Source organism: Pseudomonas sp. S1_G07 (assembly GCF_054668565.1).
The window spans coordinates 2,435,776-2,448,375 of sequence record NZ_CP162778.1 but is presented as its reverse complement, the minus strand read 5'-3'; the positions used below and the strand labels follow the sequence as shown (position 1 = coordinate 2,448,375).

Sequence of the window (12,600 nt, the reverse complement as noted above, 5' to 3'; positions counted from 1 at the left end):
AAACATGGCTAACTGATTAATAATCTGACACAAAGCAAAACATTATTGCTGCACAGGGACAATCTTCATGCTGGAGAACCGCTGGGAAGGCATCGACGAGTTCGTCGCCGTGGCCGAATGCAGCCAATTCACGGCCGCAGCCGAGCGCCTGGGCGTATCGTCATCCCATATCAGCCGCCAAGTCGCACGCCTGGAAGAGCGATTGCAAACACGTTTGCTGTATCGCAGTACGCGCAAAGTCACCCTGACCGAAGCCGGACAAACGTTCCTGCAACATTGCCAGCGCCTGCAAGACGGCCGCGAAGAAGCGCTGCGAGCGGTGGGCGACTTGGCCAGCGAACCCAAAGGCATGTTGCGTATGACCTGCGCCGTGGCTTACGGCGAGCGTTTCATCGTGCCGCTGGTGACACGGTTCATGGGACTTTATCCGCAGTTGCGGGTGGATATCGAACTGAGCAACCGTCAACTCGACCTGGTGCACGAAGGCCTGGACCTGGCAATTCGCCTGGGGCGCTTGCAGGATTCGCGCATGGTCGCCAGCCGCCTCGCGCCCCGGCGCATGTATTTGTGCGCATCGCCGTCCTACCTGGAACGGTACGGGCGCCCACATAGCTTGTCTGAATTGAGTCGGCACAACTGCCTGATCGGCAGTTCGGATATCTGGCAACTGGCCCAGGATGGGCGGGAATTTTCCCAGCGGGTGCAAGGCAACTGGCGCTGCAACAGTGGGCAAGCGGTGCTGGATGCGGCGTTGCAAGGGGTGGGGTTGTGCCAGTTGCCGGACTATTACGTACTGGAGCATCTGCATAGCGGCGCGTTGGTATCGCTGTTGGAGGCGCATCAGCCGCCGAATACGGCGGTGTGGGCGCTGTATCCGCAGCAGCGGCATTTGTCGCCGAAGGTCAGGAAGCTGGTGGACTATTTAAAGGCAGGGTTGGCCGAACGGCCCGAGTACGGTGCTGAGCATTGATGGCGTTTGTGTAGGAGCGAGCTTGCTCGCGAAAAACTTGAGAGCGCCGCTTCAATCCAAATTGTCCGCGTTATCGTTGACGTTTTTCGCGAGCAAGCTCGCTCCTACAGCCGATTGGCCCAGCGTAGTCGCAGCCATTCCAGGTCCTCGGGCCGGGTCACCTTGATATTGTCCGAGCGCCCTTCGATCAGGCGCGGCGCCTGGCCAGACCATTCCATGGCCGACGCTTCGTCGGTAATGACCGCATCGGCCACCAGGCTGTCGGCCAATGCGCGATGCAACGCGCCCAGGCGGAACATCTGCGGCGTGTAAGCCTGCCAGATCAGGCTGCGGTCGACGGTCTCGATGACGCGCCCAAGCTTGTCTACACGCTTGAGGGTATCGCGGGCCGGCACAGCCAGCAGGCCACCCACCGGATCGTCCGCGAGTTCGGCGAGCAGTTTGTCGAGATCATCACGACTCAGGTTAGGCCGCGCCGCATCATGCACCAAGACCCAATCATCATCGCTGGCACCCAGGGCATTGAGCTGCAGCAACGCATTGAGTACCGAGCCCGAACGCTCCGAGCCACCGTCCGCCCGTTGGATACGCGGGTCAGCGGCACACCCAAGGTGAGGCCAGTAAGGGTCATCAACAGCAAGACTGACCACCACCCCCTTGAGAGTGGGATGGTCGAGAAAACAGCCAAGGCTGTGTTCGAGAATAGTGCGCCCGCCCAACTGCAAATACTGCTTGGGACGGTCCGCAGCCATACGGGCACCGACGCCCGCGGCAGGGATCACGGCCCAGAAGGCCGGCAAACGCTGACTCATTGGGCCAACTGGTAGAGGGTTTCACCCTCCTTGACCATGCCCAACTCATGACGAGCCCGCTCTTCAACGGTCTCCGTGCCTTTTTTCAGCTCGAGCACTTCGGCATAGAGCACACGGTTGCGCTCCAGCAGGCGTTCATTCTCGGCATGCTGGTCGGCAATTTGCTGGGTCAGGTCTTTGACCTGCGCAAAGCTGCCATTACCTACCCATAGGCGGTACTGCAGGCCAGCCAGCAGCAAGAGCAAGACGAGGAACAACCAATTGGGACTGCGCATCGAATATCGGGTATCCAGTGAAAAAAGACAGTCATGCAAACTTTTGCAGCAACTGATAGCACGAAGCCTGGAAGAACCAGGCTTGTGCTTGATAGCCATCAGATTAGCGTTGAAATCTTCACTTTCGTGATTTTTCTGACGCAATCGGTCGACTTTTTACCATTTCTATCATGTAGCGATCAGCCGCGAAACTCGCCGCGACCGTTGTATTTGGCCTTGCCAGCCAATTGCTCTTCGATACGCAGCAGTTGGTTGTACTTGGAAACGCGATCGGAACGGCACAGCGAACCGGTCTTGATCTGGCCCGCCGAGGTGCCCACGGCCAGGTCGGCAATGGTCGAATCTTCGGTTTCGCCGGAGCGGTGGGAGATCACGGCGGTGTAGCCCGCGGCCTTGGCCATCTGGATGGCTTCCAGGGTTTCGGTCAGGGTGCCGATCTGGTTGAACTTGATCAGGATCGAGTTGGCGATCTTCTTGTCGATGCCTTCTTTCAGGATCTTGGTGTTGGTCACGAACAGGTCGTCGCCCACCAGTTGGACTTTCTCGCCGATCTTGTCGGTGAGGATTTTCCAGCCATCCCAGTCGGACTCGTCCAGGCCGTCTTCGATCGAGATGATCGGGTAGCGCTGGGTCAGGCCCTTCAGGTAGTCGGCAAAACCTTCGGAGTTGAACACCTGGCCTTCGCCGGACAGGTTGTATTTGCCGTCTTCATAGAACTCGCTGGCGGCGCAATCCAGGGCCAGGGTCACGTCGGTGCCCAGGGTATAGCCGGCATTGGCCACGGCTTCGGAGATCACTTTCAGTGCATCTTCGTTGGACGCCAGGTTCGGGGCGAATCCCCCTTCGTCACCCACGGCGGTGCTCAGGCCACGGGCCTTCAGTACTGCCTTGAGGTGATGGAAAATCTCGGTACCCATGCGCAGGCCTTCGGAGAAGGTCTTGGCGCCAACCGGCTGCACCATGAATTCCTGGATGTCGACGTTGTTATCGGCGTGCTCGCCACCGTTGATGATGTTCATCATCGGCACCGGCATCGAGTAGACGCCCGGAGTGCCGTTCAGGTTGGCGATGTGCGCGTAAAGCGGCAGGTCCTGGTCCTGGGCGGCGGCCTTGGCGGCGGCCAGGGACACGGCGAGGATGGCGTTGGCGCCCAGGCTGCCTTTGTTTTCGGTGCCGTCGAGTTTGATCATCGCGTGGTCCAGGGCTTTCTGGTCCAGCGGGTCCTTGCCCAGCAGCAGGTCACGGATCGGGCCATTGATGTTGGCTACCGCCTTGAGTACACCCTTGCCCAGGTAACGGCTCTTGTCGCCATCACGCAGTTCCAGCGCTTCGCGCGAACCTGTGGAAGCACCGGACGGCGCGCAGGCGCTGCCGATGATGCCGTTATCGAGAAGCACGTCGGCTTCGACGGTGGGGTTGCCACGGGAGTCGAGAACTTCACGACCTTTGATGTCGACGATTTTTGCCATTGTTGTAAACACTCCAAAGTTGACGAAAACGACGCAGCTGAAGGAAATCTTTTGACCGACCGCAAGAGTGGAACAACGGGGCAGGCTTGCAGGCGACAAGGCTCAGGCCCAAGGGCCTGAGCAGAAAGCGTGGGAAAGTCTACCGGAGAAACGACGCTTACGCGGTCTCTACCGTCGGAAAACTCTTGACCAGTTCGTCCAACTGCTTGAGCTGGGCCAGGAAAGGCTCCAGCTTGTCCAGGCGCAGGGCGCATGGGCCATCGCATTTTGCGTTGTCCGGGTCCGGGTGGGCTTCCAGGAACAGGCCGGCCAGGGACTGGCTCATGCCGGCCTTGGCCAGGTCGGTGACCTGGGCACGACGCCCACCCGCAGAATCCGAGCGACCACCGGGCATTTGCAGCGCATGGGTCACGTCGAAGAACACCGGGTACTCGAACTGTTTCATGATGCCGAAACCGAGCATGTCCACCACGAGGTTGTTGTAGCCGAAGCTCGAACCACGCTCGCAGAGGATCAACTGGTCGTTACCCGCTTCCACGCATTTGCTCAGGATGTGCTTCATTTCCTGAGGCGCGAGGAACTGGGCTTTCTTGATATTGATCACAGCGCCGGTCTTGGCCATGGCGACCACGAGGTCGGTCTGGCGCGACAGGAAGGCCGGCAACTGGATGATGTCGCACACCTCGGCGACCACGGCAGCCTGCTCAGGCTCGTGGACGTCGGTGATGATCGGCACGCCAAAGGCTTGCTTGATGTCCTGGAAGATCCGCATGCCTTCTTCAAGACCGGGGCCGCGATAGGAGGTCACGGACGAACGGTTGGCCTTGTCGAAGCTGGCCTTGAACACGTACGGAATGCCCAGTTTCTGGGTAACGCGCACGTATTCTTCACAGACCTGCATGGCCATGTCGCGGCTTTCCAGCACGTTCATGCCGCCGAACAGCACCATGGGCTTGTCGTTGGCAATCTCGATGTCGCCTACGCGAATGATCTTCTGGGCCATCAGGGTTACGCCTTCTTCTGGTGTTGCGTCAGTGCCGCCTTGACGAAACCGCTGAACAACGGGTGACCGTCGCGCGGCGTCGAGGTGAACTCCGGGTGGAACTGGCAAGCGACGAACCATGGATGATCCGGCGCCTCGACCACTTCAACCAGCTTGCCATCACCGGAGCGACCGGAGATTTTCAGGCCGGCTTCCTTGATCTGCGGCAGCAGGTTGTTATTCACTTCGTAGCGGTGACGGTGACGCTCGACGATCACGTCCTTGCCGTAGCAATCGTGAACCAGCGAGCCCGACTCCAGCAGGCAGTCTTGCGCGCCAAGGCGCATGGTGCCACCCAGGTCGGAGCTTTCGGTACGGGTTTCAACAGCGCCGGTGGCGTCTTCCCACTCGGTGATCAAGCCCACGACCGGATGGCCGCTCTTGCTGTCGAACTCGGTGGAGTTGGCGTCTTTCCAGCCCAGCACATTACGGGCGAACTCGATAACGGCCACCTGCATGCCCAGGCAGATCCCCAGGTAAGGCACTTTATTTTCGCGAGCGTACTGCACGGCGGTGATCTTGCCTTCCACGCCACGCAGGCCGAAACCACCCGGTACGAGGATCGCGTCGACGCCTTCGAGCAGCGCGGTGCCCTGGTTCTCGATGTCTTCGGAATCGATATAACGCAGGTTCACCTTGGTCCGGTTGCTGATACCGGCGTGGCTCATCGCCTCGATCAGCGACTTGTACGCATCCAGCAGCTCCATGTACTTGCCGACCATGGCGATAGTGACTTCATGCTCGGGGTTGAGCTTGGCATCGACAACCGCTTCCCACTCGGACAGGTCGGCACCGCCGCACTGCAGGCCGAAACGCTCGACCACAAAATCATCCAGGCCCTGAGAGTGCAGGATGCCCGGGATCTTGTAGATGGTATCGGCGTCTTCCAGGGCAATTACCGCGCGTTCTTCAACGTTGGTGAACTGCGCGATCTTGCGACGCGAGGAAATATCGATCGGGTGATCGGAGCGGCACACCAGCACGTCCGGCTGCAGGCCAATGGAACGCAGTTCCTTGACCGAGTGCTGGGTAGGCTTGGTTTTGGTTTCGCCGGCAGTGGCGATGTACGGCACCAACGTGAGGTGCATCAGCATCGCGCGCTTGGCGCCGACTTCGAAACGCAACTGGCGGATGGCTTCGAGGAACGGCTGGGATTCGATGTCACCCACGGTGCCACCGATTTCGACCATCGCCACGTCGGCGTCGCCCGCACCCTTGATGATGCGGCGCTTGATTTCGTCGGTGATGTGCGGGATCACCTGGATGGTTGCACCCAGATAGTCACCACGGCGCTCTTTGCGCAACACGTGCTCATAGACACGGCCGGTGGTGAAGTTGTTGTTCTGGGTCATGGTCGTGCGGATGAACCGCTCGTAGTGGCCCAGGTCCAGGTCGGTTTCGGCGCCGTCGTGTGTGACGAACACTTCACCGTGCTGGAACGGGCTCATGGTGCCCGGGTCGACGTTGATGTACGGGTCCAGCTTGAGCATGGTGACTTTAAGCCCCCGCGCCTCCAGGATGGCCGCCAATGAAGCGGAGGCAATGCCTTTCCCCAATGAAGAAACAACACCGCCCGTGACGAATATGTAGCGCGTCATGAAAAACCCTAGAAGTCTGCGTTAAAGCGGTCCGAGCCGCCGGGGAAAGCGAAGAGAGGCCGAAGCCCCCGATCACCTGCATTAATCACAGTGCACCTTTCAAAAAAACCGCCGCGTTGTGACAGACCGGCAATGACACGCCGGTACGTTGATCGCTACACATTTTTTGGAATCGCCCAGCAAAGACTGCTTGGTAATCGGCAACCGCTGCGATTCAGGCGAATCCACAGAAGTTGTATCAAGAAGGGAGCGTAGTCTACCGGAAAGGCTCTATCAGCTCAAACCTTGATCGCAGGTCCGTGGCATCCAATGTAATTGCCAGTCGCCGGACGGTGCGCGCCATAATCCCTCCAGGCTGGGTACCCCCAGCAATTGTTCACCCCGATACAGCAGCGGCAATCTGCCACGGACGAACCCCGGCAGCCCACTTTCGTTAAGCAGACGCTTCAAGTCACGCCGGCCTCGGCCGGGCACTTCAAGCTGTTCACCGCCCCGGCGATAACGAACCTCCAAAGGCCCCTCGGGCGCCTTGCCGATAAACTCCAGCTGACCATTGCCGGGTAACTCTAGTGGATTTTGCGGGCGGGGCCAGCTCACCGTTGCGTCGGAAAATTCCGACCATATGCATGGCACCCACCAGATGCGCCCGTCACAACGGTGCAACTCGCCGCCGGCCAGGCGCCATAGGGGTTGTCCGTCATCCTTGGCATCTCGCAGCGACTGCCAGCCGGCCCAGTGATCACTGTCTGGTAAACGGGTCAGTGGGCTCAGCCAATGACGCAGGGCGTTGCGCTGGCGGGCGTCGGAAAGCGCGCACACTGGCGCCAGCGCCAATGACGGCAAGGGCAGCCAGGGAAACGGCGAAGGTTGCTCGGCGGCTTGCAGGTCCAGACGGGCCAGTTCGTCCAGCAAGCCCTGGGCTTCGCGCAGATGCTCGGCAGCGCGGGCCAGGCCAGCGGCGGCTTGGGGCCACCGCTGCGTCAACGTCGGGAATACGCGATGGCGCAGGTAGTTGCGCGAGAAACGTGGATCGACGTTGGACGGGTCTTCGACCCACTGCAATTGATGCTCATCGGCATAGATCTCCAACTCATCGCGCGAGACATCCAGCAAAGGCCGCACCAGATAACCGGCCGCCAGTGGCCGAAACGCAGGCATGGCCGCCAACCCTCTGAGGCCCGCACCACGCAGCAGGCGAAACAACAGCGTTTCGGCCTGATCCTCGCGATGCTGCCCCGTCAGCAGCACCTGCCCCGCCCCGATCACAGCGCCGAACGCCTGATACCGTGCATCACGGGCTGCACGCTCGAGACTGGCGCCAGGCTGTACCTGCACGCGCATGACGCGCAACGGCACACCCAGGCTGTCACATACCGATTGACAATGATCTGGCCAGGCATCAGCGGCAGCTTGCAGGCCGTGATGCACGTGCACAGCACTCAGGGCCGGGAGGGATTCGGATGTTGCCAGGCGGGCCAGCAGATGCAGCAGGACGGTGGAATCGAGGCCACCGGAGAAAGCGATATGCCAGGCCGGGGCATTGCGCCATGGGGCCAGGGTTTGCAGGAGTTTGGCGGGTAGAGTTGGTTTCATGACACATTGCCGCCGCAGTTCTGAAATACGTTAGCCAAGCATACACAAAGCAAATGTGGGAGCGGGCTTGCTCGCGAAGGCAGCGAATCAGTCACTTATAAGTCGACTGACACTCCGCCTTCGCGAGCAAGCCCGCTCCCACATTTCAGTATTACGTCGCTCTTAGAGGCCGTAGCTCATCAGGCGCTCATAACGGCGGGCCAGCAGCGCTTCGTTGTCCAGCTTCTTGAGCATCGCCAGTTGCGAACCCAGCTCGGCACGGATAGTCGCGGCAGCGGCAGCCGGATCGCGGTGGGCGCCGCCCAGTGGCTCGGCGATGACTTTGTCGACAATGCCCAGGCCCTTGAGGCGATCGGCGGTAATGCCCATGGCTTCGGCCGCATCGGGTGCCTTTTCCGCGGTTTTCCACAGGATCGAGGCGCAGCCTTCCGGCGAGATCACCGCGTAGGTGGAATATTGCAGCATGTTCAGTTGATCGCAGACACCAATGGCCAGCGCGCCGCCGGAGCCACCTTCACCAATCACGGTGGCGATGATCGGGGTTTTCAGGCGGGCCATGACGCGCAGGTTCCAGGCAATCGCTTCGCTCTGGTTGCGCTCTTCGGCGTCGATCCCCGGATACGCACCCGGGGTGTCGATGAAAGTCAGGATCGGCATCTTGAACCGTTCGGCCATTTCCATCAGGCGGCAGGCTTTGCGATAGCCTTCCGGACGCGGCATGCCGAAGTTGCGGCGGACTTTCTCACGCACTTCACGGCCCTTCTGATGACCGATGACCATCACCGGTTGGTCGTCCAGGCGCGCAATACCGCCCACAATGGCCGCGTCGTCGGAGAAATGGCGGTCGCCATGCAGTTCGTCGAACTCGGTGAAGATGTGCTGAATGTAGTCCAGGGTATACGGACGGCGCGGGTGGCGGGCAAGGCGCGCGATCTGCCAGCTGGTCAACTTGCCGAAGATGTCTTCGGTGAGCGTGCTGCTCTTGTCTTGCAGGCGGGCGATCTCATCGCCGATATTCAGCGAATTGTCATTGCCGACCAGGCGCAGCTCTTCGATCTTGGCTTGCAGGTCAGCGATCGGCTGTTCGAAATCAAGAAAATTCGGGTTCATAAGCGTCCGTCTTGGGTCGACGGCCAAGGAGTGCCTGGCCAGCCGGTTGTCTATTCGCGCCCTACCTTAAGGGAGAGGCGCGTCTAGGTCGAGATTAAATGTTTGGTCGAGACCAGGCGATTTGCCACTACCTGATCGTCAACGGTATTGGAGGAAGACGTTGTCACGACCGAACTGGTCACGCAATGCTTGAATCAAGCCGTCAGCCGGATCAATTCGCCAGGTCTCGCCGAACTGCAGCATGGCCTTGGCGTCGTTGCCGGTGTATTCCATGGTCACCGGGCATGCACCACGGTGGCGCTTGAGCAGGTCGCCCAACCAGCGTAGTTGATCGCCCTTGAGCGCTTCGGTCTTGACCTTCAGCCGCAGGCTTTCGGCCAGGTTGGTGCGCGCATCTTCCATGCTCATCACCCGCTTGATGCGCAAGCGCAGGCCGCCGGAGAAGTCATCGTTGCTGACCTCCCCTTCCACCACCACCATGGCATCGGTCTGCAGCAGCGACTGCGCGGAATGGAAGGCGTCGGCAAACAATGACGCTTCGATCCGGCCCGAGCGGTCATCGAGGGTGATGAAGCCCATCTTGTCGCCCTTTTTGTTTTTCATCACCCGCAGGGCGATGATCATGCCCGCGACGGTCTGGGTATCCCGTGCCGGTTTCAGGTCGATGATGCGCTGACGGGCGAAACGGCGGATCTCGCCTTCGTATTCGTCAATCGGGTGACCGGTGAGGTACAGGCCCAAGGTGTCTTTTTCACCTTTGAGACGCTCCTTGAGGGTCAGTTCCTTGGCCCTGCGGTGGTTGGCGTACACATCCGCGTCGTCCTCGACGAACAACCCACCGAACAGGTCGGCGTGACCGCTGTCATGGGTGCGGGCGGTCTGTTCGGCGGCCTTGATCGCTTCTTCCATGGCGGTCAGCAACACCGCACGGTTGCGGTCGATATTCGCCTGGTAAGCCTTTGGCTCGTCATGGAAGTAAGGACCGAGGCGGTCGAGCGCGCCGCTACGGATCAAACCGTCGAGGGTGCGTTTGTTGATGCGTTTGAGGTCAACCCGCGCGCAGAAGTCGAACAGGTCCTTGAACGGCCCGTCCTGACGCGCTTCGGTGATTGCCTCCACCGGGCCTTCGCCCACGCCCTTGATCGCGCCCAGGCCATAGATGATGCGGCCTTCGTCGTTCACGGTGAACTTGAACTCCGAAGCGTTCACGTCCGGCGCGTCGAGGCGCAGCTTCATGGTGCGCACTTCCTCGATCAAGGTCACGACCTTGTCGGTGTTGTGCATATCCGCCGAGAGTACCGCCGCCATGAACGGCGCCGGGTAGTGGGCTTTCAGCCAGGCGGTCTGGTAAGACACCAGGCCGTAGGCGGCGGAGTGGGATTTGTTGAAGCCATAACCGGCGAATTTCTCCACCAGGTCGAAAATGTTACCGGCCAGGTCGGCGTCGATATTGTTGGTGGCGCAACCTTCAATGAAACCGCCACGCTGCTTGGCCATTTCCTCGGGTTTCTTCTTACCCATGGCACGCCGCAGCATGTCCGCGCCGCCAAGGGTGTAGCCCGCCATCACCTGAGCAATCTGCATCACCTGTTCCTGATACAGGATGATGCCGTAGGTCGGCGCCAATACGGGCTTGAGGCCTTCGTACTGATAGTCGGAGTGCGGGTACGCCAGCTCGGCACGTCCGTGCTTGCGGTTGATGAAGTCATCCACCATGCCCGATTGCAGCGGGCCCGGACGGAACAGGGCCACCAGTGCGATCAGGTCTTCCAGGCAGTCGGGCTTGAGCTTTTTGATCAGCTCTTTCATGCCGCGCGACTCAAGCTGGAACACCGCCGTGGTTTCGGCTTTTTGCAGCAGGGTGTAGGTCGGCTTGTCGTCCAGCGGGATAAAGGCGATATCCAGCGGCGCTTCGCCGACCTTGGCGCGGTCGCGGTTGATGGTCTTGAGCGCCCAGTCGATGATCGTCAGGGTCCTGAGGCCCAGGAAGTCGAACTTCACCAGGCCGGCCGCCTCCACGTCGTCCTTGTCGAACTGGGTGACCAGACCACCGCCTTCTTCATCGCAATAGATCGGCGAGAAGTCGGTGAGCTTGGTCGGGGCGATTACCACGCCACCGGCGTGCTTGCCGACGTTACGCACCACGCCTTCAAGCTTGCGCGCCATCTCCCAGATTTCGGCGGCTTCTTCGTCGACCTTGATGAAGTCACGCAGGATTTCTTCCTGCTCGTAGGCTTTCTCCAGGGTCATGCCGACTTCGAAGGGGATCATCTTCGACAGACGGTCGGCCAGGCCATAGGACTTGCCCTGCACCCGCGCCACATCGCGGATCACCGCCTTGGCCGCCATGGAGCCGAAGGTGATGATCTGGCTGACCGCATTGCGGCCGTATTTCTCGGCCACGTATTCGATCACGCGGTCACGGCCGTCCATGCAGAAGTCGACGTCGAAGTCGGGCATGGACACCCGTTCGGGGTTCAGGAAGCGTTCGAACAGCAGGTCGTATTCCAACGGATCAAGGTCGGTGATCTTCTGCACATAGGCCACCAGCGAACCGGCACCCGACCCCCGGCCCGGACCTACCGGTACGCCGTTGCTCTTGGCCCACTGGATAAAGTCCATCACGATCAGGAAGTAACCGGGGAACCCCATCTGGATGATGATATCCAGCTCGAAATTCAGCCGGTCGACGTAGACCTGGCGCTTGGCTTCGTAATCTTCAGTGGTGTCCTTAGGCAGCAGGACAGAGAGGCGCTCCTCCAAACCGTCAAACGACACCTTGCGGAAATACTCGTCGATGGTCATGCCATCGGGGATCGGGAAGTTGGGCAGGAAGTGCTTGCCCAGCTTCACCTCAATATTGCAACGCTTGGCGATCTCGACGGAGTTTTCCAGGGCCTCGGGCAGGTCGCTGAACAGCTCGGCCATCTCCTCGGCGCTTTTAAGATACTGCTCTTCGCTGTAGTTCTTCGAGCGACGCGGATCATCCAGGGCCCGGCCTTCGCCGATGCACACGCGGGTTTCGTGGGCCTCGAAATCTTCCTTCTTGATGAACCGCACATCGTTGGTCGCCACCAGCGGCGCGCCCAGCTTGTCGGCCAGGGCCACGGCAGCGTGCAGATGCTCTTCATCGTTGGGGCGGTTGGTGCGCTGCACTTCCAGGTAGAAGCGGTCGGGAAAAACCTGCATCCACTCACGCGCCAGCACTTCAGCTTCATGGGGGTTGCCGCCCAGCAACGCGAGACCGATCTCGCCCTCTTTGGCGGCCGACAACATGATCAGGCCTTCGCTGGCCTCGGCGACCCATTCGCGCTCGATGATGATCGAGCCATTGCGCTGGCCATCGATAAAGCCACGGGAAATCAGCTCGGTAAGGTTGCGATAGCCGACGCCGTTCATCGCCAGCAGGCTGATGCGGCTCAGGGCGTTATCCGGGTCTTTGTTGGACAGCCACAGGTCGGCGCCGCAGATTGGCTTGATACCGGCGCCCATGGCGTTCTTGTAGAACTTGACCAGGGAACACATGTTGTTCTGATCGGTCACCGCCACCGCAGGCATGTTCATGCCCACCAGGGTTTTGACCAGGGGCTTGATCCGTACCAGGCCGTCGACCAGGGAGTACTCAGTGTGCAGGCGTAGATGAACGAATGAAGCCGGCATAGTGATCCTGTCTAGAAACTTAGAAACAACAAGGCCCGGGATTGTACCGGGCCTTGAGCAAAACATCAGCC

Annotated in this window: 9 protein-coding genes; 1 reads left to right on the top strand and 8 read right to left on the bottom strand. The window is 60.2% G+C overall.

All coding sequences use genetic code 11. The features are described from left to right. The first annotated feature begins 67 nt into the window (after positions 1–67). Positions 68–970, top strand: a complete 903-nt coding sequence (locus AB4O05_RS11155) for a LysR substrate-binding domain-containing protein (protein ID WP_460130948.1) — start codon at positions 68–70, stop codon at positions 968–970. A gap of 104 nt (positions 971–1,074) precedes the next feature. On the opposite strand, the gene ispD is transcribed toward AB4O05_RS11155, so the two are convergent. The 8 genes from ispD to dnaE form a co-directional block, all read right to left on the bottom strand. Next, positions 1,075–1,782, bottom strand: a complete 708-nt coding sequence (ispD, locus tag AB4O05_RS11150) for a 2-C-methyl-D-erythritol 4-phosphate cytidylyltransferase (protein WP_460130950.1) — start codon at positions 1,780–1,782, stop codon at positions 1,075–1,077. Beyond that, entirely contained in the window at positions 1,779–2,057 is a 279-nt protein-coding gene (ftsB, locus tag AB4O05_RS11145) for a cell division protein FtsB (protein WP_131697248.1), read from the bottom strand. Before ftsB ends, ispD begins: the two co-directional genes overlap by 4 nt. Before the next feature lie 179 nt (positions 2,058–2,236). Next, complete coding sequence (eno, locus tag AB4O05_RS11140) at positions 2,237–3,526, bottom strand: phosphopyruvate hydratase (RefSeq protein ID WP_027604464.1); 1,290 nt, start codon at positions 3,524–3,526, stop codon at positions 2,237–2,239. Between the two features lie 157 nt (positions 3,527–3,683). Further along, entirely contained in the window at positions 3,684–4,529 is an 846-nt protein-coding gene (gene kdsA / locus AB4O05_RS11135) for a 3-deoxy-8-phosphooctulonate synthase (protein ID WP_003189190.1), read from the bottom strand. A gap of 5 nt (positions 4,530–4,534) precedes the next feature. Further along, positions 4,535–6,166 (bottom strand): CTP synthase, encoded by a 1,632-nt coding sequence (locus AB4O05_RS11130; RefSeq protein ID WP_460130954.1) that lies wholly within the window; start codon positions 6,164–6,166, stop codon positions 4,535–4,537. Positions 6,167–6,439: 273 nt separating this feature from the next. Then, positions 6,440–7,759, bottom strand: coding sequence for a tRNA lysidine(34) synthetase TilS (gene tilS, locus AB4O05_RS11125; RefSeq protein WP_460130957.1), 1,320 nt, complete (start codon positions 7,757–7,759; stop codon positions 6,440–6,442). A 162-nt stretch (positions 7,760–7,921) separates the two neighbouring features. Beyond that, positions 7,922–8,869: an acetyl-CoA carboxylase carboxyltransferase subunit alpha gene (locus AB4O05_RS11120; RefSeq protein WP_016976871.1), complete on the bottom strand. Its 948-nt coding sequence runs from the start codon at positions 8,867–8,869 to the stop codon at positions 7,922–7,924. A gap of 138 nt (positions 8,870–9,007) precedes the next feature. Beyond that, the gene (gene dnaE / locus AB4O05_RS11115) at positions 9,008–12,529 is read right to left on the bottom strand and encodes a DNA polymerase III subunit alpha (protein WP_460130959.1); all 3,522 of its coding nucleotides are present in this window, start codon (positions 12,527–12,529) and stop codon (positions 9,008–9,010) included. Positions 12,530–12,600 lie beyond the last annotated feature (71 nt).